General features: G+C 67.6%; 28 protein-coding genes. 16 read left to right on the forward strand and 12 right to left on the reverse strand.

The window, feature by feature from the left end:
* Nucleotides 1–10: 10 nt before the first annotated feature.
* Complete coding sequence (locus tag BR47_RS0108280; RefSeq protein ID WP_196809982.1) at nt 11–934, reverse strand: DMT family transporter; 924 nt, start codon at nt 932–934, stop codon at nt 11–13.
* Between the two features lie 285 nt (nt 935–1,219).
* Here BR47_RS0108280 and BR47_RS0108285 point away from each other — a divergent pair, with 285 nt between their 5' ends.
* A complete protein-coding gene (locus BR47_RS0108285) occupies nt 1,220–1,954 on the forward strand; it encodes an SDR family oxidoreductase (protein ID WP_029119197.1) in 735 nt (244 codons plus the stop codon).
* Here the strand turns inward: BR47_RS0108285 and BR47_RS0108290 are convergent, their stop codons facing one another.
* The 3 genes from BR47_RS0108290 to mrf all read right to left on the reverse strand — a co-directional run bounded on the left by BR47_RS0108290 (nt 1,955) and on the right by mrf (nt 5,563).
* Nucleotides 1,955–3,004 carry a zinc-dependent alcohol dehydrogenase family protein gene (locus BR47_RS0108290; RefSeq protein ID WP_029119198.1) on the reverse strand — a complete coding sequence of 350 codons (1,050 nt, stop codon included), beginning with the start codon at nt 3,002–3,004 and terminating at the stop codon, nt 1,955–1,957.
* A 50-nt stretch (nt 3,005–3,054) separates the two neighbouring features.
* The gene (locus tag BR47_RS0108295; protein ID WP_231506680.1) at nt 3,055–4,191 is read right to left on the reverse strand and encodes an esterase family protein; all 1,137 of its coding nucleotides are present in this window, start codon (nt 4,189–4,191) and stop codon (nt 3,055–3,057) included.
* Nucleotides 4,192–4,375: 184 nt separating this feature from the next.
* Nucleotides 4,376–5,563: a ribosome hibernation factor-recruiting GTPase MRF gene (mrf, locus tag BR47_RS0108300; RefSeq protein WP_020099642.1), complete on the reverse strand. Its 1,188-nt coding sequence runs from the start codon at nt 5,561–5,563 to the stop codon at nt 4,376–4,378.
* A 105-nt stretch (nt 5,564–5,668) separates the two neighbouring features.
* On the opposite strand from mrf, the gene rpmB reads away from it, so the two are divergent.
* From rpmB to rpsR, 4 genes are read left to right on the forward strand one after another with little or no spacing between them, the layout of a single operon-like run.
* Entirely contained in the window at nt 5,669–5,905 is a 237-nt protein-coding gene (gene rpmB, locus BR47_RS0108305; RefSeq protein WP_029119200.1) for a 50S ribosomal protein L28, read from the forward strand.
* Entirely contained in the window at nt 5,906–6,070 is a 165-nt protein-coding gene (gene rpmG / locus BR47_RS0108310; protein WP_020099644.1) for a 50S ribosomal protein L33, read from the forward strand. It begins immediately after the preceding gene.
* Nucleotides 6,071–6,072: 2 nt separating this feature from the next.
* On the forward strand, nt 6,073–6,378 hold the full coding sequence (rpsN, locus tag BR47_RS0108315; RefSeq protein WP_020099645.1) for a 30S ribosomal protein S14: 306 nt from the start codon (nt 6,073–6,075) through the stop codon (nt 6,376–6,378).
* Nucleotides 6,378–6,626 carry a 30S ribosomal protein S18 gene (rpsR, locus tag BR47_RS0108320; RefSeq protein WP_020099646.1) on the forward strand — a complete coding sequence of 83 codons (249 nt, stop codon included), beginning with the start codon at nt 6,378–6,380 and terminating at the stop codon, nt 6,624–6,626. Before rpsN ends, rpsR begins: the two co-directional genes overlap by 1 nt.
* Here the strand turns inward: rpsR and BR47_RS0108325 are convergent.
* Together BR47_RS0108325 and BR47_RS0108330 are read right to left on the reverse strand one after the other, a co-directional pair.
* A complete protein-coding gene (locus BR47_RS0108325) occupies nt 6,619–7,455 on the reverse strand; it encodes a rhomboid family intramembrane serine protease (RefSeq protein ID WP_036420130.1) in 837 nt (278 codons plus the stop codon). The two genes, rpsR and BR47_RS0108325, sit on opposite strands and share 8 nt — an antisense overlap.
* Before the next feature lie 22 nt (nt 7,456–7,477).
* The gene (locus BR47_RS0108330) at nt 7,478–8,263 is read right to left on the reverse strand and encodes an acyl-CoA thioesterase (protein ID WP_029119201.1); all 786 of its coding nucleotides are present in this window, start codon (nt 8,261–8,263) and stop codon (nt 7,478–7,480) included.
* Between the two features lie 56 nt (nt 8,264–8,319).
* Here BR47_RS0108330 and BR47_RS0108335 point away from each other — a divergent pair, with 56 nt between their 5' ends.
* Genes BR47_RS0108335 through lipE form a run of 3 tightly spaced genes read left to right on the forward strand, consistent with a single transcriptional unit; the run spans nt 8,320 to nt 10,693 of the window.
* Nucleotides 8,320–8,946 carry a class I SAM-dependent methyltransferase gene (locus BR47_RS0108335; protein ID WP_029119202.1) on the forward strand — a complete coding sequence of 209 codons (627 nt, stop codon included), beginning with the start codon at nt 8,320–8,322 and terminating at the stop codon, nt 8,944–8,946.
* Between the two features lie 5 nt (nt 8,947–8,951).
* On the forward strand, nt 8,952–9,434 hold the full coding sequence (locus BR47_RS0108340) for a peroxynitrite isomerase (protein WP_029119203.1): 483 nt from the start codon (nt 8,952–8,954) through the stop codon (nt 9,432–9,434).
* A complete protein-coding gene (gene lipE / locus BR47_RS0108345) occupies nt 9,431–10,693 on the forward strand; it encodes a lipase LipE (protein WP_029119204.1) in 1,263 nt (420 codons plus the stop codon). Before BR47_RS0108340 ends, lipE begins: the two co-directional genes overlap by 4 nt.
* A gap of 189 nt (nt 10,694–10,882) precedes the next feature.
* Here lipE and BR47_RS0108350 read toward each other — a convergent pair whose 3' ends face one another.
* Entirely contained in the window at nt 10,883–11,302 is a 420-nt protein-coding gene (locus BR47_RS0108350; protein ID WP_020099652.1) for an SRPBCC family protein, read from the reverse strand.
* A 61-nt stretch (nt 11,303–11,363) separates the two neighbouring features.
* Here BR47_RS0108350 and BR47_RS0108355 point away from each other — a divergent pair, with 61 nt between their 5' ends.
* Nucleotides 11,364–12,908: an acyl-CoA carboxylase subunit beta gene (locus BR47_RS0108355; RefSeq protein WP_029119205.1), complete on the forward strand. Its 1,545-nt coding sequence runs from the start codon at nt 11,364–11,366 to the stop codon at nt 12,906–12,908.
* Here the strand turns inward: BR47_RS0108355 and BR47_RS0108360 are convergent, their stop codons facing one another.
* Nucleotides 12,909–14,009 carry an NAD(P)/FAD-dependent oxidoreductase gene (locus BR47_RS0108360; protein ID WP_020099654.1) on the reverse strand — a complete coding sequence of 367 codons (1,101 nt, stop codon included), beginning with the start codon at nt 14,007–14,009 and terminating at the stop codon, nt 12,909–12,911.
* 1 nt (nt 14,010) lies between these two features.
* Nucleotides 14,011–14,802 carry an SDR family NAD(P)-dependent oxidoreductase gene (locus BR47_RS0108365; RefSeq protein WP_020099655.1) on the reverse strand — a complete coding sequence of 264 codons (792 nt, stop codon included), beginning with the start codon at nt 14,800–14,802 and terminating at the stop codon, nt 14,011–14,013.
* Between the two features lie 63 nt (nt 14,803–14,865).
* On the opposite strand from BR47_RS0108365, the gene BR47_RS0108370 reads away from it, so the two are divergent.
* Together BR47_RS0108370 and BR47_RS0108375 are read left to right on the forward strand one after the other, a co-directional pair.
* Complete coding sequence (locus BR47_RS0108370) at nt 14,866–15,759, forward strand: hypothetical protein (RefSeq protein ID WP_029119206.1); 894 nt, start codon at nt 14,866–14,868, stop codon at nt 15,757–15,759.
* A gap of 210 nt (nt 15,760–15,969) precedes the next feature.
* The gene (locus tag BR47_RS0108375) at nt 15,970–17,406 is read left to right on the forward strand and encodes an amidase (RefSeq protein ID WP_029119207.1); all 1,437 of its coding nucleotides are present in this window, start codon (nt 15,970–15,972) and stop codon (nt 17,404–17,406) included.
* A 40-nt stretch (nt 17,407–17,446) separates the two neighbouring features.
* Here the strand turns inward: BR47_RS0108375 and BR47_RS0108380 are convergent, their stop codons facing one another.
* Nucleotides 17,447–18,142, reverse strand: a complete 696-nt coding sequence (locus BR47_RS0108380) for a FadR/GntR family transcriptional regulator (protein ID WP_020099658.1) — start codon at nt 18,140–18,142, stop codon at nt 17,447–17,449.
* 303 nt (nt 18,143–18,445) lie between these two features.
* On the opposite strand from BR47_RS0108380, the gene BR47_RS30030 reads away from it, so the two are divergent.
* From BR47_RS30030 to BR47_RS0108400, 4 genes are all read left to right on the forward strand, one after another.
* Entirely contained in the window at nt 18,446–19,846 is a 1,401-nt protein-coding gene (locus tag BR47_RS30030) for an APC family permease (protein ID WP_020099659.1), read from the forward strand.
* A 74-nt stretch (nt 19,847–19,920) separates the two neighbouring features.
* Nucleotides 19,921–20,205: a hypothetical protein gene (locus tag BR47_RS0108390; protein ID WP_020099660.1), complete on the forward strand. Its 285-nt coding sequence runs from the start codon at nt 19,921–19,923 to the stop codon at nt 20,203–20,205.
* Between the two features lie 3 nt (nt 20,206–20,208).
* Nucleotides 20,209–21,513 (forward strand): alanine racemase, encoded by a 1,305-nt coding sequence (locus BR47_RS0108395; RefSeq protein WP_020099661.1) that lies wholly within the window; start codon nt 20,209–20,211, stop codon nt 21,511–21,513.
* A gap of 9 nt (nt 21,514–21,522) precedes the next feature.
* Nucleotides 21,523–23,043, forward strand: a complete 1,521-nt coding sequence (locus tag BR47_RS0108400; protein ID WP_502685694.1) for an aldehyde dehydrogenase family protein — start codon at nt 21,523–21,525, stop codon at nt 23,041–23,043.
* Here the strand turns inward: BR47_RS0108400 and ilvD are convergent.
* Nucleotides 23,027–24,940: a dihydroxy-acid dehydratase gene (ilvD, locus tag BR47_RS0108405; RefSeq protein WP_051128408.1), complete on the reverse strand. Its 1,914-nt coding sequence runs from the start codon at nt 24,938–24,940 to the stop codon at nt 23,027–23,029. The two genes, BR47_RS0108400 and ilvD, sit on opposite strands and share 17 nt — an antisense overlap.
* Nucleotides 24,941–25,023: 83 nt before the next feature.
* On the opposite strand from ilvD, the gene BR47_RS0108410 reads away from it, so the two are divergent.
* Nucleotides 25,024–25,851 carry a helix-turn-helix transcriptional regulator gene (locus BR47_RS0108410; RefSeq protein ID WP_029119208.1) on the forward strand — a complete coding sequence of 276 codons (828 nt, stop codon included), beginning with the start codon at nt 25,024–25,026 and terminating at the stop codon, nt 25,849–25,851.
* Here the strand turns inward: BR47_RS0108410 and BR47_RS0108415 are convergent.
* Nucleotides 25,848–26,837, reverse strand: a complete 990-nt coding sequence (locus BR47_RS0108415) for an IS481 family transposase (protein WP_029119209.1) — start codon at nt 26,835–26,837, stop codon at nt 25,848–25,850. The genes BR47_RS0108410 and BR47_RS0108415 overlap by 4 nt on opposite strands.
* Nucleotides 26,838–26,949: the final 112 nt, after the last annotated feature.

The raw sequence follows: 26,949 nt of genomic DNA on the forward strand, positions 1-26,949 counted from the left end.
ACCGATCAGGTCAGCGCTCGGAGGTCGATGGCACCTGCGGCGCCGCGAGGGGCGGAGCCACCTTCGCTCCCGCCTGCGTCTCGTACGCACCCTCATCACGCCCGAGGGCGATGGTCGCCGCCGCCATGGCACCGATGGACACCACGAGCGCGACGGCCTCGGCACCGGTCGTGTCGAAGCCCTCGCCGAGCACCAGGGCGCCGAGCACGACGGCCACCACCGGCTCCAGCACGAGCATGGTCGGCACCGACGTCTGCAGGGCGCCGGCATGGAACGCCGACTGCTGCAGCACAGTCGCGACGGCGCCCAAGATGATGAGCAGATACGGCGCCGGCGTCGTCAGTAACCCGAGCCAGCCCCGGTGTTGCAGGATCGCCATGAAGATCTTGGTGACCACCGCGACGACACCGAACAGCACGCCGACGCCGACGGCCAGCAGCACCGCGCGAGCCCAGCCGCTGCACCGCAGCGCCAACAGCACGCAGCCGATGATCACCGCGGCACAGACCGCGGCGACCAGCACGATAACCCCAGGTGAGGCCAGGTGTTCGTCGCGTTCAGGCCGCGCCAGTACGACGAACCCCGCCAGCCCGATGGTCAGCAATCCGGCCCACAACCACTCACCGCGCGTCACCCGGCGGTGCGCCTGGCGGGCGCTCAGCGGCAGCGCGAACAGCAATGCCGAGACCAGCAGTGGCTGCACCACCAACAGGGATCCATGGGCCAACGCCAGCGCCTGGAAGACATAGCCCGCGACGGCCGCGCCGGTCCCGGCCCACCACAGCCGGCGGCTCAGCAACGTCGACAGCATGACGATGCTGACGCCGTGTTCGGGCGGCACATCGATGGTCGCGCGCTGGCGCACCACGATGCCGACGGCGGCGCAGACGGCCGCGCACAGGGCGAAAAGCACCACAAGTCCGTGTTGGATCAACGGAGGCGTCCGATCAGCGTGGCCGCGTATCGCGCCACAGGGCTCACCGGAAACATCACGCCCAAAGGGTAGTCGAGCGGGACTATCTGTCCCACTCGCGAACCGCGCCACCACCGACGCGAGCGACGGTTCGCTCCGCCGAGCGTGGGACTCGGCGCGCCTCAACTCGGCATGTCGCCTCGTCAGGCCACCCGCTCGGCACAGCCCGCACGCGCCGCGCCGCACCAACTTACCGAAACCTTAAATATCTCTTATTTTTCTTAAACTTGAGGTACGGTCGATGCCATGAACACCAGGATCGCTCTTGTCACCGGCGCTTCCCGCGGCATCGGAGCCGCCGTGGCCCAGCAGCTCGCCGCGCCGGACACCCACGTCCTGGTGAACTACCGCGAGAAGGCCAAACGCGCCAACACCGTCGTCGACGGCATCCGCGCCGCCGGCGGGCAGGCCTCGGCGATCGGCGCCGACGTGTCCGACGCTGCCGCGGCCAAAGCCATGATCGACCGGATCGACAGCCGGTTCGGGCGCCTGGACATGCTGGTGCTCAACGCGTCGGGCGGCCTGGAGTTCGGTGCCGCACCCGACTACGCGATGCGCCTGAACCGCGACGCGCAGCTGCGGCTCGTCGACCTGGCGCTGCCGCTCATGCCCGCCGGCGCGCAGATCGTGTTCGTCACGAGCCACGAGGCCCACTGCTACCCGCACCTGCCGGTACCCGACGCCTACGCCCCGATTGCCGCCAGCAAGCGCGCCGGCGAAGACGCGCTGCGGGCACTCCGCCCAGAGTTCGACCGGTGCCGAATCGGATTCACCATCGTCTCGGGCGACATGATCGAGGGCACGATCATCGCCAGGTTGTACGAGCGCCGCGATCCAGACGCGGTCGGGGCGCGCCGCAGCCGGGGGCCGCTGCCCACCATCGAGGAGTTCGCGTCCGCCATCACCGTCGCCGCCACCGGACGCGATCTGCGTGACACCGTGTACGTCGGCGGCGAGGACCATCTGGTCCGGCCGGCGTGATCAGGGCTCGAGAATCACTTTGATGGCCGTGCGCTGGTCCATCGCCGTGTACGCGTCGGCGACCTGAGCCAGCGGCAGCGACAGGTCGAACACCCGACCGGGCTCGATCGCCCCGGACAGCACGTCGGGCAGCAGTTCATCGAGGTACGGGCGGACGGGCGCGATACCGCCGGCGACGTGGATGTTGGTGCTGAACAGTTGCTGCATCGGCAATTCGGGGGCGCCGGCCGGCACCCCGACGAACCCCAGAGAGCCACCGGGGCGGACCGCCCCGAGTGCCTGGTGCATCGAATCCTTGGTGCCGACGCACTCGAGTACGGAGTCGGCGCCGACGCCACCGAGCAGTTCCTCGATGGCCGCGATCCCGTCATCACCGCGTTCGGCGACGATGTCCGTGGCCCCGAACGCCCGTGCCAGACGCTGCCGGTCTTCGTGCCGCGACATCGCGATGATCCGCTCGGCGCCAAGGCGTTTCGAGGCCAGCACGGCGCACAGCCCGACGGCGCCGTCGCCCACGACCACCACGGTGGCACCGGGTTGCACATTCCCGGATCGCGCGGCGTGGTGACCGGTGGACATGACGTCGGCCAGGGTCAGCAGGTGCGGGAACAGTTCTGCGTCAGGCGATTCCGGCACCGTGACGAGAGTGCCGTCGGCGAAGGGCACCCGGACGTACTGGCCCTGGGCCCCGTCGAGCGGCTCGCCGGTCTTGGCGGTGCCGCCCCAGACCCCGAAGTTGACGCACGAGGTGGTGATCCCGTTGCGACAGTGCACACAGGTGCCGTCACTGTCGGTGAACGGCGAGATGACGAAATCCCCGACGCGGACATTCCTGACCTCGGCGCCGACAGCTTCGACGATCCCGATGAACTCGTGTCCGATCGGGTGCGGCGCAGGCGTCGGGCGCACCCCGCGGTACGGCCAGAGGTCCGAACCGCACACGCAGGTCCGCACCACACGGACCACCGCATCGCCCGGTGACTGAATCTGCGGATCGGGGCGGTCCTCGTATCGAATGTCGCCCGGCCCGTGGATGATCGTGGTCTGCACGGCTGTCCCGCCCTTTCAGGTGTCGAATCCGACCCCTGAGTCTTGCCGATTTAGCCCGTCGGCGCGAGGACCAGTCCGCCGGTGGCGGCCGGCGCGGGTGCCACCGGCGCCGGAACCGCAGCGGGCGCAGCGGCAGGCAACGCTGCGGGGACCGCGGCCGGAACTGCTGCCGGAACGGCGGCGGGCACCGCGGCCGGAACCGCGGCCGCGACGGGAGCGGGAGCCGGCAACGCGACGGGAGCGACGGCCGGGGCGGGCACCGGAGCAGGCGCCGGGGCGGGCGGCGGCACCGGCGCACCCACGCCGAGCACGCGCAGCAGGTCCGGCTTCATGGCCTGCAGCTGCTGGCCCCAGTAACCCCAGCTGTGGGTGCCGTCCGTCGGGAAGTTGAAGACCGCGTTGCGGCCACCGGCCTGCTGGTACACCTTCTGGAAGTCCCGGTTGGAGCTGATGGTCAGGTTCTCCAGGAACTGGGCGCTGTAGAGGATGCCCAGGTCGCCCGGGGTATCGAGGTCGGACGGCGTGCCGTTGCCGCAGTACACCCAGACGGCGGTGTTGTTGGCCACCAGCTGCCGGACGTTGACGGTCGGGTCGTTGCGCTTCCAGGCCGGGTCGCTGGCGATACCCCACATCTGGGTCGGGTTGAAGCCGCCGGCGTCCTTCATCGCGAAGCCGATCAGCGTGGGCCACAGGCCCTGCGACGGATTGAGGAAGCCCGACAGCGAGCCCGCGAAGATGAACTGGGCCGGGTGCCAGATCGCGAGCGTCAGCGCCGAGCCGCCCGACATCGACAGACCGACGACGGCGTTGCCGGTCGGCTGCACACCCCGGTTGGCGGCCAGCCAGGCCGGCAGCTCCTGGGTCAGGAACGTCTCCCACTTGTAGGTGATGACGCCATTGTTGTTGGTGGCCGGCTGGTACCAGTCGCTGTAGAAGCTGGACTGCCCGCCGACCGGCATCACCATCGAGACGCCGGACTGGTAGTACCACTCGAACGCGGCGGTGTTGATGTCCCAGCCGCTCGCGTCGTCCTGGGCGCGCAGCCCGTCGAGCAGGTACACCGCGTGCGGTCCGCCGCCCTGGAACTGGACCTTGATGTCGCGTCCCATCGCGGGCGACGGAATGTTCAGCACCTCAACCGCTTTCGCGGCCGCATGCGCCTGCGGGGCCACCGCGGGGATCGCCATCGCCGGAACCGTCAGAGCAGCGACAGCCGCCACCGCGAGCCGCCGCAGTTTCGCGCCGTAATTCTTGCCAACCAGAGTCGCCAACACGAGTGAAAACTAACGCCGTGCCGCGCCGGGCCGTTCGACCAACGCGCGGCGTGATCGCCTCGTTACCAAGGCGTTTGGCTATCGAGTCCAGAACCTCTCACGCCGCGCCGTGATCGGTGCCGTCGCTGACGACCGTCACGTCGTCGCGGGTGCACGGTTCCTGGTGCCAGTCCCCGAACGGATCCGGGTAGCCGGCCCACGTGTCGCGCGCCGCGAATTCCTCGTCGGTGAGCAACGCGTCATTCAGGGCGGCGGTGACGTCGTCGGGCCGGGCGCCGCACACGAGGATCGTCATCGCGGTGTGCCTGTCGCCGAATTCGTTGTCCCACATGAGGTCTGCGAGGGCGCGGCGTTCGCGGTCCAGGTAGGCGGCTTCACTGACGGTCATCGCGGCGATCCACCGGCCGGCGTTGCTGACGCGCAGGCCACCGCCGGCCGACTCGAGCCACATGACATGGCCGGGCCGGTTCGCCAGCCACATCCGGCCGCGCGTCCGGATCACGCCGTCCAGGAGGTGGTCGATGGCATCGTGCAGACGTTCGGGGTGGAACGGCCGGCGCGCGTTGAACTCGACAATCTGAACGGGCCCTTCAGGTTTCAGGCTGGGTTGCCCCGCGAGCAGCGGCCCGTGCGGCTCGTCGGCGCGGCCCAGGCGGGCGTCGGGCCACAGCGTGCGCAACGCGTCCTCGACGAGGTCGGGCCCGGTGACGAGCTGAGCGCGTGGCGCCAGCCGGCGGCATACCGCGAGCAGCACAGGTTCGGCGTGGGTCACGACGAGGACGTCGGCGAACTCGGTCTGCCCCACCGCCACCTGCGCGACGGTCCGGCCGTCGGGCAGTTCGTCGTCGCCCAGCGCGTCGGTGAGCCAGTCGCCGGCTTCGATGCACGTCACCACGCCCGCGATCGCGACGTCACGGGCAGCAGGTCCGTCGATGTACCCCGGGCCCACCCGAACCCGAACATGGTTGATGGCCCAGCAGATCGGCTCCGGTTCCATCCACGGTTCCAGGTGGACGACGATTCGGTGGACGTCATCGCGCCGGTGCAGCAGGCGCAGATAGATCAGCAGGTCATTGCGGACGGTGCAGGACACGCAGCCGTGGGCCAGTTCGAGCGCCGCCTCGGTTGCGGTGACGATGCCGTGCGGCGCGGTGACGGTACGACGGCGCACGACGTGTCCGTCGAACTGGTGCTCCACGAGCACCGTGCCCGGCGCCTTCAGTAGTTCCTCGGTCACGTATCCGGTCGGTCCCTGACCAGCCACGACGATCACCGGCGTCCGCATCGCCACTCCTTATCGACAATCATTTTCAAATCTGTCGACCGTCACGCTACAGTGGCAACCGGCAACTTGTCGAAAACGATTTTCATTAGCGATAGGGCGAAGGACATGTCAGCGCACTGCCAGGTCACCGGGCGCAAGCCAGGCTTCGGCAACACGGTTTCCCATTCGAATCGGCGCACCTCGCGCCGGTGGAACCCCAACATCCAGAGCAAGACCTACTACCTGCCTTCCGAAGGCCGGCGCATCCGCCTCCAGGTGAGCGCCAAGGGCATCAAGGTGATCGACCGGGACGGCATCGAGGCCGTCGTGGCGCGGCTGCGCCGGGACGGGGTGCGAATCTAGATGTCCCGCACCGATATCCGCCCCGTGGTGAAGCTCAAGTCCACCGCGGGCACCGGCTACACGTACGTCACCCGCAAGAACCGGCGCAACGATCCCGACCGCATGGTGCTGCGCAAGTACGACCCGATCATCCGCAAGCACGTCGACTTCCGAGAGGAGCGCTGAGCATGGCCAAGAAATCCAAGATCGCCAAGAACGAGCAGCGCCGGCTGACCGTCGCCCGCTACGCCGAGCGCCGGGCCGAGCTCAAGGCAATCATCAAGTCCCCGTCCCGCAGCCTCGACGAGCAGTCGGCCGCCATGCGGGAACTCGCCCGCCAACCGCGCGACGCCAGCGCGGTGCGGGTGCGCAACCGGGACGCCGTCGACGGCCGTCCGCGCGGCCACCTGCGCAAGTTCGGCCTGTCCCGAGTTCGGGTACGCGAACTGGCCCACGAAGGACAGCTGCCCGGAATCCGGAAAGCGAGCTGGTGATGGCGAAGCGCAAGCCCGCCCGGCGCCCGGCCGAGGCCAAGCGACCGGTCAAGAACATGCTGACCAAGCTCGGCGTGGAGTACCTGGACTACAAGGACACCAACAACCTGCGGTTGTTCATCTCCGAGCGCGGCAAGATCCGGTCCCGCCGCGTGACGGGCCTGACGGTCCAGCAGCAGCGCCAGGTCGCCACCGCGATCAAGAACGCCCGCGAGATGGCGCTGCTCCCCTACTCCGGGATCAGCTGAACATCGTCAGCAGGGCCTGAGTCCGCCACATCGTCAGCCCGGCGAACAGCACCAGCAGCACCGCCGTCACCGAGATCAGTGCCAGGAGCCGTTGCCGCGCAGGCACATACGCGAAGACCGCCGCCACCACGGTGCCGGTGACCAACCCGCCGACGTGCCCCTGCCAACTGATCTCCTGGGAGCTGACGGCGGGCAGCACGAAGGTGATCACCAGGTTGATGACGATCAGCCCGACGATCCCGCGGACGTCGAGCTGCAGCCGGCGGAACAACACGAACGTCGCGCCGAAGAGGCCGAAGATCGCACCCGAGGCACCTGCTGTCGCCGAGTTCAGCGGCGACAGCAGGTACACCAGCACCGAGCCGCCCAAGCCGCTGAGGCCGTACAGCACCCCGAATCGCAACCGGCCCAGCCACTGCTCCAGCTGCGGGCCGACGGCCCACAGTGCCCACATGTTGAACACGATGTGGGCCAGGCCGTAGTGCAGGAAGGCCGACGACGCCAGACGGTAGTACTGGCCATCGGCGACGGCGGGCGGCCACAGCACCAGGTCCTGCTGCATCTGCACCGAGGTGTGCTGCAGCACGAACATCACCACGTTGACCGCGATCAGCGTGTAGGTGACCAGCGAGCCCTTGGAGATCCGGCCACCGAAGTGCGTCCGGGCCTGCCGCACCGTTCGCTTGCCTTCGTTGACGCACTCCGGGCACTGCTGACCCACGGCGGCCGCGGTCATGCAGTCCGGGCAGATCGGACGGCCACACCGGCTGCAGCTCACGTAAGTCGGGCGGCTGGGATGCCGATAGCAGGTCGGCGTCGGGACGGTCATCAGTGAGAGTGATCTTCCGGGACTACAGCCGCCACAGGGCTTCCTGGCTGGTGCTGGCGATCAGCACCCCACCAGTGTCATACAGGGCTCCGGCGACCAGCCCGCGGGAGTCCGTGTTGTTCAGTCGGGTGACCTCGTACCGGTGCCAGTCGCGCGGCACGAACGGCCGGTGGAACCACACCGCATGGTCCAGGCTGGCCGCGAATCCGTCACGCAGGCTCGCACCGTCGGGCCGCGCGACGGGCACCGGCCCGAAGTCGGACATGAAGGTCAGCGTGCAGGCCCGGATCAGCGCATCGTCCTCGATCTCGTCCTTGGTGCGGATCCAGAACGGGGGCACGGCAAACGCACCCACATCTTCCGGCCGCACCCGGATATCGAAGAAGTCGGCGGCGGTGAGGCTCGTCGCCTTGGGCACCGCGGCGTCGAGTTCGAGGCCGCGCACCTCGGGGCGCTGCCAGTCGGCGCCGGCTTCGGGCACATGGAACGACGCGATCATCTCCAGGATCGTCTTGCCGTTCTGCTTCGCGGTGACGCGCCGCGTATCGAAGGACCGGCCGTCCCGGGTTCGTTCCACGTGAAACTCCACGTCGACGCCGTACTGACCACCGCGGACGAAGTAGAGGTGCAGTGACTGCGGCAACTTGTCGGGCTCGACGGTGCGACCGGCCGCACCGAGCGCCTGCGCGGCGATCAGTCCACCGAACAGGGACCGCCCCGGCCCTTCTGTCGGTTGCGGCGCGATGAAGGTGTCGCCGTCGCGCGCGAAGTCCAGGAGCTGGGCAATCCAGCTGAGCGTAGAACTCATAAAGCGGCAGCGTATCGATCGGCATCCGGCCGGCGCCGCCGCCTAGGCTGAAGCGCATGGTTCAACGCCGGGGATTCAATGACGCCGTCACCCGTTTCTGGGGCTTCGCCGCTCCCGCCTACGACACCCAGGTACTGCAGCGCTGGGTCTACCAACCTGCCCAGGACGAGGTCCTGGCACAGCTGCGGGCACACGACTCCCTGACCATCGCCGATATCGGCTGTGGCACCGGTATTTTCGCCGACCGGATCCAACGTGAGCTCAATGCCGTCGTGACCGGGGTGGACATGTCCGAGGGCATGCTGGCCCAGGCCAAGGCGCGGTCGTCGAACGTCACCTGGCTCACCGCACCGGCCGAGGACCTGCCGTTCAACGACGGCGCACTCGATGCGGTGGTGACGACGTCGGCGTTTCACTGGTTCGATCAGCCCGCCGCGCTGCGCGAATTCCATCGGGTGCTCAAGCCGGGCGGCATCGCGGCCGTCACCACCATCAGCCCGCGGCAGGTCCTGCCGCTGCACGCGCTGTCGTCGCACATCCTCAATCCCGCCCACAATCCGTCCCCCGCGGAGATGAAGAAGCTCTTCGAGGACGCCGGGTTCACGGTGTCCGAGCAGCACCGGGTGAAGCGGCCGGCGTGGACGCTCATCGTGTCCGACCTGCTGACCGTGGGAACGAAGTAGCCGACATGCCCGATCTGCACCCCGACGTCGCGGTCCTGGCGCCGCTGCTGGGCACCTGGGCCGGCACCGGCTCCGGTGAGTACCCGACCATCGCCTCGTTCGACTACCTCGAAGAGGTCACTTTCGGCCACGTCGGAAAGCCCTTCCTGGCCTACAGCCAGCGCACCCGTGCCGCCGATGACGGCCGTCCGCTGCACGCCGAGACCGGCTACCTGCGAGTGCCCGCGCCCGGGCGCATCGAGTGGGTGCTGGCCCACCCCACCGGCATCACCGAGGTGCTGCAGGGCACCATCAGCACCGACGGCGAGTTCGTGCTGGATCTGGCCACCACCGACATCGGGCGTACCGACTCCGCGAAAGAGGTTGACGCCCTGCGTCGTTGGTTCCGGCTCGACGGAGACACGTTGAGCTACAACGTCCGAATGGCTGCCGTGGGCATCCCGCTGCGCCACCACCTCGCGGCTGTGCTGCATCGGAAGGACGCATGACGGAACCACAAACCGGCCGGATTCGGGTCCCCGCCGACCTGGACTCGGTCACAGCCACCGGCACCGGCACCGGCACCGGCACCGAAGACCACACCGACGTCGATCCGCAAGCGGTAGAACGGATTTGGCAGGCAGCACGACACTGGTACGCCGCCGGCATGCACCCGGCCATCCAGGTCTGCCTGCGCCAGAACGGCCGGGTCGTGCTCAACCGCGCGATCGGCCACGGCTGGGGCAACGGGCCGGACGACCCGGTTGACGCCGAGAAGATCCCCGTCGGCGTCGACACCCCGTTCTGCGTGTACTCGGCCGCAAAGGCCATCAGCACCACCGTCGTGCACATGCTCGTCGAACGCGGCGAGCTCGACCTGGACGCCCGCGTCTGCGACTACCTGCCGACGTACACCAGCCACGGCAAGGACCGCACCACCGTTCGGCACGTCGTCACCCACAGCGCCGGGGTTCCGCTGGCCACCGGGCCACGGCCGGACCTCAAGCGGATGAACGACAGCGAGTACGCCCGTGAGATGCTCGGGAATCTGCGGCCGATCTACCGGCCGGGCCTGGTACACATGTATCACGGCCTGACCTGGGGCCCGCTGATCCGCGAGATCGTCTCAGCCGCAACGGGTCGCAACATCCGCGACATCCTGGCCACCGAGATCCTCGAGCCGCTGGGCTTCCGCTGGACCAATTACGGCGTCGTGCCGGAAGATGTTCCGCTGGTCGCGCCGAGTCACGTCACCGGCAAGCCACTGCCGGCGCCCATGGCGGCCGCGTTCAAGAAAGCGGTCGGCGGCACCCCGAACCAGATCATCCCGTTCAGCAACACCCCGGACTTCCTGACCAGCGTGGTGCCGTCGTCGAGCACGGTCTCCAACGCCGTCGAGCTGTCGCGCTTCGCCGAAATGCTCTGCCGCGGCGGGGAACTCGACGGGGTTCGGATACTGCGACCGGAAACCCTGCGCGCCGCGGCCGCCCCGTGCCGGCGCCTGCGGCCCGACATCGCGGTCGGACTCCAGCCGATGCGCTGGGGCACCGGATACATGTTGGGCTCCAAGCGTTTCGGCCCGTTCGGCAAGGGCGCTCCGGCCGCCTTCGGGCACACCGGACTGACCAACATCGCGGTGTGGGCCGACCCGGCCCGGAACCTTGCCGCCGCCGTGGTCAGCAGCGGCAAGCCCGGCGGTCATCCCGAGGCCAACCGGTATCCGGCGCTGCTCGACACGATCGCCCGGGAGATTCCGCAGTCCGGGTAGCGGCGAAAAGTACGTGAGCTCAGTAGCGATGGCGATCTGCCGTCGGTTATTGAACTCAGGGACTTCTCAGAGCCGCAGAAGGTGCCTGCGTTCAATTGCATTGCGCATGAGCGCGTTCTGATTGACGCCACGTACTTTCGCTGCCGCGGCAGCTCTCCCTGCGACCGATCGAAGCACCGGAGACGTGGGTTACGCCTTCGACGCAGCCTTCGCGAACAGGCGCAGCAGCACCTGGTTGATGGCGACCAGCGCCAGCTTCACCGGCGGGAACGACGCGGTCGAGGTCAGCGAGTAGTCGATGCGCGTGCCCGAGCCCTCGGGGGTCAGCCGCACTTCGCCCGCGTAGCCCGGGAACGGCACGCCGGAGCGGGCCTTGTAGCCGAACACGTTGGGGGCGTCGAACGTCACGACCTCTTCGACGATCGCCGGCGCCGGCCCGGGGGCCGAGATGCGGCGGACCGCGCCCAGGCCGTTCGGCGCGGGGGTGCCGGGTTGGTCGATGGTCACGCTGATGCCGGGACCCCAGTTGGCCATGCCTTCGTGGTCGATCAGGGTCGCCCAAACAACGTCGATCGGGCGGGCAACAGTGGTGGTTGCAGTCGATTGCATGGACCGATCATGCCGCACCCCCATCCAGGGCGCCTGGCAGGCTGTCCCCATGCCCGGCCCAATGCCCGAAGTACCGTTCCGCGACGACCACATCGAGCTCCTGCGCCGGCGGGCGCTCACCGAGGACGCCGCCCGACCGGACGCCGTCCAGCGCCGACATGACGCCGGCGGACGGACGGCCCGCGAGAACATCCTCGACCTGGTCGACGACGGCAGCTTCGTCGAGTACGGCCGGTTCGCCATCGCCGCCCAACGGGCACGCCGGGAGCTCGACGACCTGATCGCGCGTACTCCGGCCGACGGCCTGGTGGCCGGGACGGCCCACGTCGACGGCCACCCGTGCGCAGTGCTGTCGTACGACTACACCGTGCTGGCCGGTACCCAGGGCGCCCTCGGGCACCTCAAGAAGGACCGGTTGTTCGAGCTGATCGAGCGCATGAAACTGCCGACGGTGTTCTTCGCCGAGGGTGGCGGCGGACGGCCCGGCGACACCGATCATCCGACGGTGTCATCGCTGGATGTCCGCGCCTTTGCGCTGTGGGCCGGGTTGTCGGGCGTCGTGCCGCGCATCGCGGTCGTCAAGGGCCGCTGTTTCGCAGGCAATGCGGTGATCGCGGGCTGTTCGGATCTGATCGTGGCGACCGAGGACACGTCGATCGGCATGGGTGGCCCGGCGATGATCGCCGGCGGCGGACTCGGCGACATCGCGCCCGATGCCGTCGGCCCGATCTCGGTGCAGGCGCCGAACGGCGTCGTCGACGTCGTGGTGCCCGACGAGGCTGCCGCGGTCTCGGTCGCCCGCCAGTTACTCGGCTACTTCCGCGGACCCACCACACCCGGCACCGCGCCGGATCAAACCGCCTTGCGCACAATCGTTCCCGAGCGCGCCCGCCGCGCGTACCAGGTCGCGCCGATCATCGAGACGCTCGCCGACGACGGCTCCGTCACCTTCCTGCGGCAGAAGTTCGCCCCGGAGTTGGTGACCGCACTGGCCCGGATCGAGGGCCGGCCGGTCGGGGTGCTCGCCAACAACACCATGGTCATGGCCGGTGCCATCACCGCGGCGGCGTCCGACAAGGCGGCCCGCTTCCTGCAACTCTGCGATGCCTTCGGGATTCCCGTGGTGTCCCTCGTCGACTGCCCGGGCTTCATGGTGGGACCCGCTGCGGAGGCCGAAGCGCTGGTCCGGCGCGGGTCGCGGCTGCTGGTCGCCGGTGCGGCGCTGCGCGTCCCCTTGATCGCGGTGATCCTGCGCCGCGGTTACGGCCTTGGCGCACAGGCGATGTGCGGCGGCAGCCTGCATGAGCCCCTGCTGACGGTGGCCTGGCCGGGGGCACACCTCGGACCGATGGGACTCGAGGGCGCGGTGCGGCTCGGGCTGCGTAAGGAACTCGAGGCGATCGCCGACGATGAAGCCCGCGAGCAGGCGGTGCGGGACGCCACCGCCGCCGCGCAGGCCAACGCCGCCGCACTCAACTCCGCGTCGATGTTCGAGATCGACGACGTCATCGATCCAGCCGAGACCCGGTCGCTCATCGCCGCGACGCTGGCGACCGCGGCGCCCGCGGGGCTGCCGCCGCGCCGGAGCTTCGTCGACACCTGGTGATCAGTCCCGGACGCCCCGGTACAGCTGACGACGCACCACGAAGCGTTGCAGCACTCGGTCGACCGTCCACGCCGGGAATCGGACGGCCTGTCCCCATGGGGTGAACACCTCCAGTCCGTCGGGCTGCGGTCCGAGCACCGAACCCCACCGCACGGCCGGTGGCCGGTAGCGGCGCAGTTTGCGGGACTTCAACTGGGCCAGGATGTTTCGCGCGACCAGCGCACCGCCACCGTTACGCGCCGAGGTGCGCAGCGGATCGGTGGCGGCGACATCGCCGACCGCGAAGACGCTCGGATACCCCGGCACCGTCAGTTCCGGGGTGACGCGCACGAAGCCGTCGTCGTCGAGGATGTCAGTAGGCAGCCACGCCGTGTTGGGTCGGACGCGCCCGACGGCCCACAGCACGGCATCGGCTTCCCCGTCCGGCTGGCCGGTGCTGAATTCGATTGGCCCAGTGGTGATCTCGTTGCGATTCGGTGGCAGCACCGCGCGGTGCCCGAGATGCAGCCGGACCCCGAGCTCCGCCAGTCGCTGGGCGACGCGCACCTGGGTTCCGGAATGGTAGCCCGGAAGTATCTGCGCGCCAGGGAAATACAGGTCGACGACCTTGTCGGGCCAGCTGCGCGCCAGATTCCCGGCACTACTCACCGCCGTGGCGCCGCCACCTACGACCGCGATGCGCTGCGCGCGCGCCAGTCGTTCGTGGGTGGCGTGCAGATCTGTAGCGACGTCGTCGGCCGTCTGCAGCGTCGGGCGGCGCCAGAACCCGTTGGTCGTCCCGGTCGAGATCACCAGCACGTCGAACGGCTCGACGGTCTCGGTTCCGTCGGCCGCCACGACCGTGACCGTGCGGGCGTCGAGGTCGGCACTCGTCAGGGCCCCGTGCACGATCCGTACCGCATCCAGGCCACGGAACCGCCGGAAACCGATGAAGTAGTCCCGCGCCCAGGCGTCGGGCCGCGCGACGCGCATGCCGAGTTCCTGCCCGCTGACCAGGCCGTCCTTGACCGAGATGCCGACCACGTCGGCGTGCGGGGCCAGGCGGACAGCGGCGAGGATGCCGCTGTCCCCCAGCCCGGCGATGACGACGCGCTTGCGCACGTCAGGGCAGGATCGAGTCGACGTAGCCGCCGTCGGCGCGCACCGCGGCGCCGGTGGTGGCCGACGACTGCTCCGAGCTGAGGTACACCACCATGTTGGCGATCTCCTCGGGCTCAATCAGCCTGCGCAGCAACGATTGTGGGCGGTATTTGATCATGAACTCGCGCTGCGCCTCGTCCCACGGCAGGTTCTTGTCGACCAGCTGATAGACGAAGTCCTCGACGCCGCCGGTGTGCGTCGGGCCTGCGATCACCGAGTTCACCGTCACGCCGGTGCCTGCCGCATCCTTGGCGAAACCGCGGGTCACCGCGAGCAGCGCGGTCTTGGACGTGCCGTAGTGGATCATCTCTTCCGGGATGACGATCGCCGAGTCGCTGGCGATCTGAATCGCGCGGCCCCACCCGCGCTCGGTCATCCCCGGCAGGTAGGTGCGGATGAGCCGCACCGCGGACAGCACGTTCACCTCGAAGTACCGCCGCCACTCGTCGTCGGTGATCTCCTGCGCCGGCGTCGACCCGAAGATGCCGAGGTTGTTGACCAGGATGTCGACATCAGGAAGTTGTCGGGTGAGTTGGGCCACGCCCTCTTCGGTCGTGACGTCGGCGGCGACGCCGATGACGTCGGCGAATCCCTTGCCGGTGAGTTCGGCGACGGCCGCCTGGACGCGTTCGTCGCTGCGTCCGTTCACCGCGACGCGGGCCCCGCTGGCAGCAAGCCCTTCGGCAATGGCCAGCCCGATGCCCTGCGTAGAACCGGTTACCAGGGCGGTTTTGCCGGTCAGATCAATGTGCACAATCAGCCTCCAATGAATGTTCCGGTCACACAACGCTAGCGACCCCGCTGAATAATCCGTGGCATGACCGAACTATTGGTGCTGCACATCGCCAAGCGGGAGATCCTGGCCGTGTCCCTCGACGGTTCACGGGTCCGGACGCTGGTCGCCGACGTCGACGAGACGCCCGACGGCATCGTCGTCGACCAGGCCCGGGGCCACATCTACTGGACCAACATGGGCACTCCGGACCCCGGCTCCGGACGCGGAGCCTTCTCCACCTTCTTCACCCGCAACGGATCGCTCGAGCGGGTGAATCTGGACGGTTCGGACCGGCGGACCATCGTGCCGCGGGGAACGTTCACCACGGGCAAGCAGCTGACGGCCGACTTCGACGCGGGGTTGCTCTACTGGTGCGACCGCGAAGGCATGCAGGTGCTGCGCTGCCGGCTCGACGGTTCGGGTTTGGAGACGCTGGTGGTGGCGGGCACCGACGCGCAGGACGAGCGCAATCACTGTGTGGGTATCGCCGTCGACCCCGTCAATCGCCTGGTCTACTGGACGCAGAAGGGCGCGCCCGACGGCGGGCAGGGCCGAATCTTCCGGTGCGGCACCGAGATTCCCGCGGGAAAGACGGCCACCGACCGCGACGACATCGAGCTGCTGTGGCGCGACCTGCCCGAGCCCATCGACCTCGATCTCGACGGTTCCGGGAACCTGGTCTGGACGGACCGCGGCGCCGAGCCGGACGGCAACACGCTCAACCGTGGCCGGGTCCAGCCTGCGGTCGGGACGTACGACATCGTGTCCCGCGGCTATCAGGAGGCGATCGGTCTGACCACCGCCGATGACACGACGTACTACGTGAGCGAGCTGCGCACCGGCGGCATCCGCGTGGTGAACCTCGCCGACGGGACCGACCGCGAGCTGACGCAACTGGGTCCCGGCGTCACCGGGGTTGCGCTGGCCGACTCCTAGCCCGCTCCCGACTCTGACCGAAATCCACTATTTCCCATCACCTTTCACCGATCTGGAAAGCTCCGCGGATTTCTGCGGGGTCAGGCGTTCTCCGCGGCCGGCTCCGATGTTTCGCCGCCGGCGCCGACCCGTAGCACTTATCAGGTTGTCAGATAAGTTGTAGGCTCCGGATTGCAGGCCTGCCCAATCAACCGCTGGAAAGTGAGGGCCATGTCCGATTACGAAGAGCTGTGCTGGATGCCCGCCGTGGAGTTGTCGCGGAGGATCAGCGACCGGGAGGTCACCCCGGTCGACGTCGCCGAGGCCGTACTGGGCCGGATATCCGATGTCAATCCGCAACTCAATGCGTTCGTGTACCACGATCCCGATCAGGTGTTGGCCGATGCAAAGGAGCTCACCGAACAGCTTGTGGGACGGCGACCGCTGCGACCCCTGCACGGCATCCCCTACAGCGTGAAAGAGGTGTGCGCTGTGGCGGGAACGCCCGTGACGTCGGGCGTCGTCCCGTTCAAGGACGCGGTCGCCGAGCACGACGAACCCGTGGCGGCACGGCTACGGGCGGCGGGCGGGCTGTTTCTCGGCAAGACCAACAGCGCCGAGGGCGGCTACAAGGCGACGTCGTCCAACCATCTGTACGGCACGACCCACAATCCGTGGCACCACGATATGACGGCGGGCGGCTCCAGCAGCGGCGCCGGGGCAGCGGTGGCAGCCGGGATGGGCCAGCTCGCACAGGGCACGGACGGCGGTGGGTCCGTGCGCATTCCCGCCGCGGTGAACGGTGTCGTCGGCTTCAAACCAGCGCTGGGCCGCATTCCGCAGACTCGGCTCGCCGGCCGGTTCCATACCTTCGCCTACCACGGGCCGATCACCCGCACGGTGGGCGATGCCGCGCTGATGCTCAACGCCATGGCCGGGTTCGATCCGGCGGACCCGCTGTCCTTGCCGTCGGACCACGTCGACTACGTCGCGGCGCTGGATCGTGACATCGATGGCGCGCGCTTTGCGTGGTCTCCGAATCTGGGGTTCGCCACCGTCGACCCCGAGATCGAGGAGATCTGTCTACGCGCGGTCTCGGCGTTCACGGAGCTGGGCTGCACCGTCGACGAAGCCGATCCCGGGTGGGGCAATCCCGAGCAAGCCATGTGGGAAGGCGTGTGGGCACCGGTGTATTCGTCGATGCTCGATGCCGCGGACTGGGATGCGCACTCTGGCGAGGTCGATGACCAGTTCGTCGAATTGATCCGGTCAGGAGCGCGGCTGACGGCTCGCGAAATCCAGCGAGCCGACGCGGAACGCGGCCGCATGGTCGATCAGATGACGGCGTTCATGTGCGACTTCGACTTTCTCGTCACACCGGTCACCACTCAGCCCACGTTCGCCGCCGACGCGTTCTGCCCCGACAGCCTGTCCGGTGCGCCCCTGCCGCACCAGCTGATGGGCTGGGTCCTGACCTATCCCTTCAACATGACGACCAACCCGGCCATCTCCGTGCCTGCCGGATTCACGTCCGCCGGAATGCCGGTCGGGCTGCAGATCATCGGCGGACTACGTGCGGACGCCCAGGTGCTCAGCGTGGCCTCGGCGTACGAACGAGCCCGGCCGTGGTCTCATCACCGGCCGAATGTCCTTGCAGTTCAACGCTGATGTATTCGGCGTTGCCGTCTCGCCGGCGGCAACGCCGAACTCACTGCGTATCTGTGACGGCTCGTTCGTTTCCGCGGCGGTCGGATTCCAGCTGCCCCAGCATGGCCGCCATGGCGCCCGCGGGATCGCGTCGCCGGATCGCGTCCAGAATCTCGGAATGGACCGCCTGATCATGCCGGTACCGGTCGTCGGGCGCGAGCTGCAACATGTCGACCATCGCCGTACGCACCCGCGGCGCAAAGGATTCGAAGAGTTCTGACAGCACCGGGTTGTGTGCCGCACGCACCACGGTGCGATGGAACTCAAGGTCGGCGTCCACGAGTTCGGTGTCCGATCCACCATGCTCGGCATCCGCGCGTTTCTTCAGCGTCGCCCGGAGCCGGGCGAGATCCCCTGAATCCCGACGGGTGGCGGCCAAGCTCGTGGCCGCCGTCTCGATGGCCTCCCGAACTTCGAGTACATCGTCGATATCAGCGCGGCGCAGGACCACTTCCCAGTCTTCGGAGCGCTCGAGCGCAGTGACATACACGCCGGAACCCTGACGAGCCTCGACCAGGCCTCGACCGCGAAGCTCCTTGATCGCCTCGCGCACAGTGGATCTACCGACACCGAGCTCACCGGCCAATGCCGACTCGGCGGGAAGCTTGGCGCCGATCTGCCACTCGCCCGCCGTGATACGCGCCGCGATCTGGTCCGCCGCCTGCTCTACGAGCGAAAACCTGCGAAGCACTGCCATGCGCAAACGCTAACAGGTTGTCTGACGAGTGGACATTTCCCCGGGCGCACGCCGATGCCCAGTCGCCTCCAGTCTCGTGATGTTGGCCAACTCACATTCAGCACTTGTCAGGTTGTCTGATGACTTATACGCTACTGCCTGCCGGTGAAATCGGCATCGCCTCTCTGCCAGCGGCCCCGAAGGACTACGCCGCACAACCTCTCAGCACTTCACACCAGAAAGTTGGCCAGCATGGCTCTCTCGGACCGCAACCCTCCCCCGCGCCTACGCTCAGGCCAGATCGGCACGGGGGCAATCGTTTTCATGGTCGTGGCTGCAGCATCGCCGCTCGGGGCGATGTTCGTCGGGGCCGGCGCATCCATCGGACACGGCAACGGCATCGGCACTCCGGGCATCTACGTGATCGCAGGCATCACCCTGGCCCTGTTCGCCGTCGGATACGTGGCCATGAGCCGTCATGTGGTCAGCGCCGGCGCGTTCTACGTGTACATCACACGCGGACTGGGACGTGCCTTTGGGATGGGGGCCGCCATGATCGCACTGATCTGTTACAACGCCTACGTCGTCGCCCTGATCGCCTTCGTCGGCATCTCGACCCAAGGTGCCGCATCGGCCGACCTCGGTATCGAACTGCCCTGGCAGGTCTGGTCGTTGCTCGCCTACCTGGTACTGGTGACGCTGTCGTACTTTCGGATCGAGCTCAGCGCGAAGGTGCTCGGCGTGCTCCTGGCGGCGGAGTTCGTCATCCTCGGATTGCTCGACGTGATGGTCCTGGTCAAAAACGGACCAGGAGCTTTCCCACTCGAATCATTCGCTCCGAGTTCGGTTTTCACCGCCACGATCGGCGTGAGCGTCGTGTACGCGTTTTCCTCGTTCACCGGATTCGAAGCGACCGCGATCTACGGCGAGGAGGCGCGCGAACCACGCCGCACCATTCCGCGGGCCACCTACGTCGCGCTGGCACTCATCACGGGGTTCTACGTGATCACCACCTGGTCACTGATCGCGGCATTCGGACCGCAGGGCGCGGTCCAAGCGGCACAACAGGATTCGGACTTCGTCTTCAAGGCCAACAGCTTGTACGTCGGCGGGATATCCGACCACATCATGCATCTGCTGGTGTGCACCAGCCTGTTCGCCGCCCTCCTCGCCTTCCACAACGCCACCGCTCGGTACATGTTCGCGCTGGCACGCGACGGCGCGCTGCCGCGCGCGCTCGCCCGCGTCCACGACCGGCACGGTTCACCCCACATCGCGAGCCGGACTCAGCTCGGATTCGCCGGCGTGGTTCTGGTGCTCATGGCCCTCACGCGACTCGACGTGGAAGACATCGCGGCCGGCTTCCTCGGCCTCGGCGCTCTGGGGATGCTGTGCCTCCAGGGACTTGCCAGTTGTGCGGTGGTCGGGTTCTTCGCACGACGCCCCGATCGCGAACTGTGGCGCACGACCATCGCCCCCATTGCCGCAGCACTGCTCCTCGCAACCGGTATCGGGTTGTCGGTGTGGCACTTTCCGGCGCTGACGGGCGCGACGTCGAACCTGATGAATCACCTCTGGGTGCTGCTGCCCGTCGCTTTCGGAATCGGGCTCCTCGGTGCGTATTACCTACGCCGAACCCGGCCCGACAGCTACGCCGACTTCGGCTATCTCGAGCCCGCAACCGGCCACGACACCACAACCATCGCGACCAGCCCGGCCAAATGAAAGGAAACCACATGTCCCCCACCTGCCTTCATCTTCCGATTCTCGCGGGCCAGACGCCACGCACCGAGGTATTCATGGCCGAACTGGCCGGCCCGCGTGCGGAGGCCTACGGCGAATCACAACGCGAACTCGAAGTGACCAAAGAAGCGTGGTTCATCGTCCGATCCGGCGCCGGCGACATCCTCGTGGCCTACCTGGAATGCGTCGACTTCGCCCTGGCGCTCGGCCGAATGAGCGTATCGGCACGACCGTTCGACCGGTGGTTCAAAGATTCGCTGCGCGCCTGCACCGGACTCGATCTCGACAATCCGCCGGCCCTCTCACTCCCGGAACTCGCCGCCTACTACACCGAAAGCTGAAACATGAGAACACTTCTCGACCGCGCCTTCGCACTCAACCCGAACATGCTCGCTGCAGCCATCAAGCTGCATCAGGCAGGCGCGGTGCCATCGGCCACGCAATTGATCGACCTTGACATGATCGCCCAGAACGCGCGCCGCACTGCCGCGGCCGCCGAGAAACACGGGCTGCGCGTATACGCCATGACCAAGCAGAACGGTCTGAACCCCTTTATGACCAAGGTGATGCTGGAGTGCGGTATCCCGTCCACCTGTGCGGTGGAAACGCTTCAGGCACACCGGATTCACCGCTATGGATTCCCCCTCGGAAACGTCGGCCACATCCAGAACGTCCCGGCCGCGCAGGTTCCCGCGGTGGTCGCGATGCGCCCCGAATTCATCACGGTCTACACCTACGAGGCTGCTGCGCGGGTCTCCGCCGCGGCTGCGCGGCTCGGCGTCACGCAGCGGCTCTACGTGCGGGTCACCAACCAGGCACCGACCGGAACACCGATCGTCGGCGTCGACGACGGCGCGTTCAGCGGGCTTGTCGGCGGGTGGACCGAGGACACCTGTGTTGCCGGAATCCGACCGCTGCTGGACCTTCCGAACGTCGAGGTCGCGGGATTGACCCAATTCTCCGCCATCAGCTACGGGGAAACCGGTGATCCGTCGGTGGTGAAACCGACCGAGGCGTTCTTCACCATGCTGCGCGCCAAGGAACTGCTGGAAAGAGAACTTGGTCTGGCCGATCTTCATCTCAACGTCGGCGGCAACGCCAACGTCGGAACGTTTCCCGTCCTCGCGAGCTACGGCGTCACCGAAGTGGAGCCCGGGGTGTCGCTGGCCGGGTCGGGCGGCTTCCATGCCAAGCAGGACATGGCCGAACGACCGGCACAAGTCGTGGTCACCGAGGTCAGCCACTACTGGGGCGACAATGTCTACACCGCGGGCGGTGTGTTCAACTTCGTCTCCGATCTGTATGACCCGGAGCCCATGTCCGCTGCGGCCGGAACCGATCTCGACTCCGCGAGGGGCTGCCGCATTCCGTATCTGTACAACGAAATGGTTGACGCCCACGGGGTATTCGGCCCGGGTGAGCCGATGCCGGCAATCGGCGACACCGTCCTGGTGGTGCATCACCCCCAGGCATTCCTCGAGCGTGGTTACACCGCTGCCGTCAGCGGCATCGCCACCGGTAACCCGCGCGTCGAGGGCGTCTTCGATGCCGCGTGCAACCAACTCGACGAGTCGTTCAACGTGCTTCCACTGCAGCACACACTCGACCGTCTCGACGCGGTCGGCCGCTCCTACCGCGGCGAGAGCTGAGGCACAGCCATGACATCCACGACAACCGATGCGATGACCGTCGCCGGCCACACCGTTCTCCCCGCGGTCACCCGCTTCCTACGCAGGCCCAAGCGGCTGCTCATCGGCGACGAGTGGACCGAACCCGACGCGGGCCGGATGTTCTCGACCACGGACCCGGGCACGGGTCTGCGCCTCGCCGAGGTCCCCCGCGCCGATGCGCAGGACGTCGACCGCGCCGTGCGAGCCGCCCGCCGCGCATTCGACACCGGAGCCTGGCCATCGCTCAAACCCAATGAGCGCGAACGCCTCTTGTGGCGAGTCGGTGATCTGCTCTCGGAGCGCGCCGAGGAGATCGGCCAGTTGGAGGCCCTCGACAACGGAAAGTCCGCCGCGGTCGCCGCGGCCGTCGATGTGGCATGGGCGGCCGACGTCTTCCGCTACTACGCGGGCTGGTGCACCAAGATCGAGGGCACGACGGTCGACGTGTCCATGCCGTTCGTTCCCGGCGGCCAGTTCCACGCCTACACCCTGCGTGAGCCCGTCGGTGTCTGCGGACTCATCGTGCCGTGGAACTTCCCGATCCTGATGGCGGCGTGGAAGCTGGCCCCGGCCCTGGCCGCCGGCAACACCGTCGTCCTCAAACCGGCTGAGCAGACGCCTCTTTCGGCGCTGCTGCTGGGCGAGCTCTTTCTGGAGGCGGGTTTTCCGCCAGGCGTGGTCAACGTGGTGACCGGCTTCGGTGATGCGGGTGCGGCACTGGCCGCGCACGAGGGCGTGGACAAGATCGCATTCACGGGTTCCACCGAGGTCGGCAAGCGGGTGTTGGCCGCGGCCGGCGGCAACCTCAAGAAGGTATCGCTCGAGCTGGGTGGCAAAAGCGCCAACATCGTGTTCGCGGATGCCGATTTCGATGCCGCCGTGACCGGTTCACTCAACGCCTGGCTGTTCAACCACGGTCAGTGTTGCGTCGCCGGAACGCGATTGTTCGTCGAGCACCACATCTTCGACGAGTTCACCGCAGCGGTGGCCGACGCCGCGTCCCGAGTGACGATCGGCCACGGCCTCGATCCGGCCACGCAGCTCGGTCCGCTGGTCTCACAGAGCCAGTTCGATAAAGTCACCGATTATCTGGCAGCAGGACTGACAGACGGCGCACGCGCCCTGTGTGGTGGAAAACGCTGGGGCGACCAAGGTTTCTTTGTCGAACCGACCGTATTCGTCGATGTACAGCCGCAGTTCCGCGTGGTGGCGGAAGAGATCTTCGGCCCGGTGGTGGCGGCCATGCCGTTCCGAGCAGATGACGACATCGCCGCTGCCGCCAACGACTCGATCTACGGGCTGGCCGCCGGCATCTGGACGCGTGACATCTCCAGGGCGCACCGGCTGGCCCGGCAACTGCACGCCGGATCGGTCTGGGTCAATCAGTACAACGGCTTCGACACCGCGATGCCGTTCGGCGGCTACAAGCAATCGGGATGGGGCAGGGAACTGGGTGCAGGGGCCATCGACCTCTACACCCAGACCAAAGCCGTCAACGTTGCGTTGTAGCGGCACCAGCCGCCGCGAGCCGAGCCTGCGCCCCGGCGGCTCGGCTCGCGGCCTCGATCCCCGACACGTCGCGCACCGCCCCCTGGTCTGCCGACAGGGCCATGGCGGCGTAGGCCCGCAGCGCGGGCGACACCTCACGGTCCCGGTGCTTCGGCCAGTACCCGCCGCCCTGTTCCAGCCGATGCCGGCGGGCGTCGAGTTCGGTTGCGTCGACGCCCAATTCGATGCGGCGGCCCGGGATGTCGATGTCGATGCGGTCCCCGTCCTGCACCAGGGCGATGACGCCTCCGGCCGCTGCCTCCGGCGAGATGTGGCCGATCGACAACCCCGAGGATCCGCCGGAGAACCGCCCGTCGGTGATCAGCGCGCACACCTTCCCGAGCCCGACACCCTTGAGATACGAGGTGGGATAGAGCATTTCCTGCATCCCGGGCCCACCGCGGGGGCCCTCGTAGCGCACCACGACGACGTCGCCGGGCTGCACCCGGCCGCTCAAGATGACGTCCTGTGCCTCCTCCTGGGATTCGACGACCACGGCGGGGCCGCTGAAGCGCAGGATCGAGTCGTCGACGCCGGCTGTCTTGACCACGCACCCGCCCTCGGCGAGGTTTCCGCGCAGGATGGCCAGCCCGCCGTCGGCCGAATACGCATGCGCGACATCGCGGATACAGCCTGACACCGCGTCGAGGTCGAGGTTCTCCCAGCGGCAGGACTGCGAAAACGCAGAACTGGACCGCACCCCGCCCGGCGCGGCGAAAAACAGGTCCACGGCCGCGTCCGAGACCTTGGGAGATCTCGTGTCCCACGTCTCGAGCCACGAGGTGAGCGAATCAGCATGGATCGCATGCACATTGGTGTCCAGCAGGCCCGCACGCAGCAGCTCTCCCATCACGGCGGGGATGCCACCGGCCCGGTGCACATCCTCCATCAGGTACTTGCCGTTGGGGGCGACCTTGCAGATGCACGGAATCCTGGTGGAGAGCGCTTCGATGTCGGCAAGATCGAAGTCCACCTCCGCTTCACGTGCCGCCGCGAGCAGATGCAGGATGGTGTTGGTTGACCCACCCATCGCGATGTCGACCACCATGGCGTTGGAAAACGCTGCGGCAGAAGCAATGTTGCGGGGTAGCGCGCTCTCGTCGTCCTCGTTGTAGTAGCGCCGGGCCAGAGCCATGACGGCCGCACCGGCGTCCTCATAGAGCGCGCGACGCGCCGTGTGGGTCGCCAGCGTCGTGCCGTTGCCCGGCAGGGCCAGCCCGATCGCCTCGGTGAGACAGTTCATCGAGTTCGCGGTGAACATGCCGGAGCACGACCCGCAGGTCGGGCACGCCGCGGCCTCGACGCGCTCGAGGTCGGCGTCCGAGACCTCGGGAGCGACCGCGTCGGTCACCGCCGAGATCAGGTGCAGGCCGGTGCGCACCGTGCCGTCGACGAGCGTCGCCGTGCCGCCTTCCATCGGCCCGCCCGACACGAACACCGTCGGCACGTTCAACCGCAGCGCGGCCATCAACATGCCGGGAGTGATCTTGTCGCAGTTGGAGATACAGACCAGCGCATCCGCGCGGTGCGCATTGACCATGTACTCGATCGAGTCGGCGATCAGGTCGCGGGACGGCAGCGAGTACAACATGCCGCCGTGCCCCATGGCGATGCCGTCATCGACAGCGATGGTGTTGAACTCCCGCGCTATTCCGCCGGCAGCCTGCACCGCGTCGCACACGATGCGGCCCACCGGCTGCAGATGGGTGTGGCCGGGCACAAACTCGGTGAAACTGTTGGCCACAGCCACAATTGGCTTGCCGAAGTCGGCGCCGGACACACCGGCGGCGCGCAGCAACGCCCGCGCGCCGGCCATGTTCCGGCCGTGGGTGACGGTCCTGGATCTCAATTCGGGCATGGCACCCATGCTTGTGGACGGCGCGCGACAGGCGAAGACGGTGCTGCCTCTAGTACTGCCACTACCAGCCTTAACATTGAGCGATGTCCAACCAGGCCGCCCGCGCAGAGCTGGGCGGATTCCTGCGGATGCGCCGGGAGGCGGTCGACCGCGCCGAGCACGATCTGCCGCCGATCCGGGGCCGCCAGAACGGCCTCCGCCGTGAGGAAGTGGCGTTCCTGTCCGCCATCAGCGTCACCTGGTACACGTGGCTGGAGCAGGGCCGTGACATCAACCCGTCGCGGCAGGTGCTCGACGCCATCGGGGAAACGCTGCGGCTCTCCCCTGCCGACCAGACGTACCTGCTGTCACTCGCCGGTTTCTCCCCGGGCGGCGCGCAACTCATGCCGGATACCGGCGAACCGCCTGATCATCTGCTCCGGCTTCTGGAGGCGTTCGGCCGCTCGCCGGCCTTCGCGATCGATCTCGACTGGGAGATCACCGCATGGAATCGCGCCTACGCGGCGCTGTATCCGCGGGTGCGGACGGTCGCTCGCGAGGATCGCAATCTGTTGTGGCTGGTGTTCACCGATCCGTCGATCCGGCAGCTGATGCCGGACTGGGACGTGGAGAGTCGGCGCTTCGTTTCGGAGTACCGCATGCAGAACGGCGCCCGACTCGGCGAGCCCGCGGTGGTCGAACTACTCGACCGATTGCGCGCGGACAGCCAGGAATTCGACCGCGTCTGGAACGACCACACCATCGAGGGTTTTCAGACCCGGATCCGTCGGTTCGCCCACGAGGCACTCGGCGATATCGAGCTGGAGTATCACCGGCTGGCCCCGGCTGACCTGCCGGATCTGAACATCGTCGTCTACACCCCGGCCACCGCGGAGGCGGACCGGCAGCTCGACCGTATCCGGGGCGGCTAGCTGTACTGACCTGAGAGGTTGGGTACGCGGGTAGCGGGTGGTTGACCGTTGAGTGCGGTGTGGCCGCGGTGGTGATTGTAGGTGTGTAGCCATTGGGGGTACTCGGCGCAGCGTTCGGCGTCGCTGGTGTAGAGGCGGGCGTAGGCCCATTCATCGGCCAAGGTGCGGTGGAATCTCTCTACCTTGCCGTTGGTCTGGGGCCGGTAGGGACGTGTTCGGCGGTGTTCGATGGCCCCGAGTGCGTCACGGAACGCGTGAGATCGATAGCAGGATCCGTTGTCGGTCAACACCTTCGATACCGTGAACCCGCATTGGTTAAACCATGCATTGGCCCGGGCCCAGAACGCCGATGCGGTCTCCTTGCGCTCGTCGGCAAGGAGCTCGGAGTAGGCCAGCCGTGAGTATGCATCGATTGCGGTGTGCAGGAAGTGATGGCCCTTGATCGGGTGACCGTGCTTGCTGATGCGGCCAGAACTCTTATCGGCGCGCGTGTTGTGGTTGCCTGCGGTTCTGCCCAGCATCCGCCATCCCCCGCCGGCAGGAATCTTGCCCAGCTTCTTTACGTCAACATGCACCAACTCGCCGGGTTGTGCGGCGTGAATTCTGCGGATCACCGTGCCGGTGGGTCGGTCGAGCCAACGCAGTCTGGCCACTCCGTAGCGGGTGAGTACCCGGTGCACGGTCGAGGGATGGATTCCTAGCAGATACCCGATTCGTGCTGGCCCCCAACGCCGGATGACCCGCACTTTGATGATCCGGCGCTCGGTACGAGTCGGTGTCTGGTTGGGGCTTCGCTGTGGACGTGAGCTGCGATCGACCATGCCGGCCGGGCCCTGCTCGCGGTAGCGGCCTGCCCAGCGTGCCGCTGTGGTGACCGCGACCTGGAATCGCTCGGCTGCGCGGCGCAGCGACCAGCCTTCATCGACGACACAACGGGCCAATCGCAGACGACCAGTTTCTGACAGCGGGGCATTACGGTGTGACACGAAGACCTCCGAGAGGGTTGGTGCGTTCCTAGACAGCTCGCACTTCACTCGGAGGTCTTCTTCATGTCACCACGCCACGCCGTACCTAACGTCCGTGGTCAGTACAGCTAGC

The organism is Mycobacterium sp. UNC410CL29Cvi84 (genome assembly GCF_000686745.1).
Classification (GTDB): Bacteria; Actinomycetota; Actinomycetes; order Mycobacteriales; family Mycobacteriaceae; genus Mycobacterium; species Mycobacterium mucogenicum_B.

Bases quoted from the DNA above. Each gene is read 5' to 3' on its own strand.
- BR47_RS30030 (WP_020099659.1), top strand. From the start codon at position 18,446: ATGGTCGTGGCTGCAGCATCGCCGCTCGGGGCGATGTTCGTCGGGGCC.
- BR47_RS0108355 (WP_029119205.1), top strand. From the start codon at position 11,364: ATGCCCGAAGTACCGTTCCGCGACGACCACATCGAGCTCCTGCGCCGG.
- BR47_RS0108350 (WP_020099652.1), bottom strand. From the start codon at position 11,302: ATGCAATCGACTGCAACCACCACTGTTGCCCGCCCGATCGACGTTGTT.
- rpmG (WP_020099644.1), top strand. From the start codon at position 5,906: ATGTCCCGCACCGATATCCGCCCCGTGGTGAAGCTCAAGTCCACCGCG.
- BR47_RS0108295 (WP_231506680.1), bottom strand. From the start codon at position 4,191: ATGGCGATCCCCGCGGTGGCCCCGCAGGCGCATGCGGCCGCGAAAGCG.
- BR47_RS0108410 (WP_029119208.1), top strand. From the start codon at position 25,024: ATGTCCAACCAGGCCGCCCGCGCAGAGCTGGGCGGATTCCTGCGGATG.
- BR47_RS0108395 (WP_020099661.1), top strand. From the start codon at position 20,209: ATGAGAACACTTCTCGACCGCGCCTTCGCACTCAACCCGAACATGCTC.
- BR47_RS0108330 (WP_029119201.1), bottom strand. From the start codon at position 8,263: ATGAGTTCTACGCTCAGCTGGATTGCCCAGCTCCTGGACTTCGCGCGC.
- lipE (WP_029119204.1), top strand. From the start codon at position 9,431: ATGACGGAACCACAAACCGGCCGGATTCGGGTCCCCGCCGACCTGGAC.
- rpmB (WP_029119200.1), top strand. From the start codon at position 5,669: ATGTCAGCGCACTGCCAGGTCACCGGGCGCAAGCCAGGCTTCGGCAAC.
- mrf (WP_020099642.1), bottom strand. From the start codon at position 5,563: ATGCGGACGCCGGTGATCGTCGTGGCTGGTCAGGGACCGACCGGATAC.
- BR47_RS0108285 (WP_029119197.1), top strand. From the start codon at position 1,220: ATGAACACCAGGATCGCTCTTGTCACCGGCGCTTCCCGCGGCATCGGA.
- BR47_RS0108375 (WP_029119207.1), top strand. From the start codon at position 15,970: ATGTCCGATTACGAAGAGCTGTGCTGGATGCCCGCCGTGGAGTTGTCG.
- rpsN (WP_020099645.1), top strand. From the start codon at position 6,073: ATGGCCAAGAAATCCAAGATCGCCAAGAACGAGCAGCGCCGGCTGACC.
- BR47_RS0108325 (WP_036420130.1), bottom strand. From the start codon at position 7,455: ATGACCGTCCCGACGCCGACCTGCTATCGGCATCCCAGCCGCCCGACT.
- rpsR (WP_020099646.1), top strand. From the start codon at position 6,378: ATGGCGAAGCGCAAGCCCGCCCGGCGCCCGGCCGAGGCCAAGCGACCG.
- BR47_RS0108340 (WP_029119203.1), top strand. From the start codon at position 8,952: ATGCCCGATCTGCACCCCGACGTCGCGGTCCTGGCGCCGCTGCTGGGC.
- BR47_RS0108335 (WP_029119202.1), top strand. From the start codon at position 8,320: ATGGTTCAACGCCGGGGATTCAATGACGCCGTCACCCGTTTCTGGGGC.
- BR47_RS0108390 (WP_020099660.1), top strand. From the start codon at position 19,921: ATGGCCGAACTGGCCGGCCCGCGTGCGGAGGCCTACGGCGAATCACAA.
- ilvD (WP_051128408.1), bottom strand. From the start codon at position 24,940: ATGCCCGAATTGAGATCCAGGACCGTCACCCACGGCCGGAACATGGCC.
- BR47_RS0108370 (WP_029119206.1), top strand. From the start codon at position 14,866: ATGACCGAACTATTGGTGCTGCACATCGCCAAGCGGGAGATCCTGGCC.
- BR47_RS0108400 (WP_502685694.1), top strand. From the start codon at position 21,523: ATGACATCCACGACAACCGATGCGATGACCGTCGCCGGCCACACCGTT.
- BR47_RS0108380 (WP_020099658.1), bottom strand. From the start codon at position 18,142: ATGGCAGTGCTTCGCAGGTTTTCGCTCGTAGAGCAGGCGGCGGACCAG.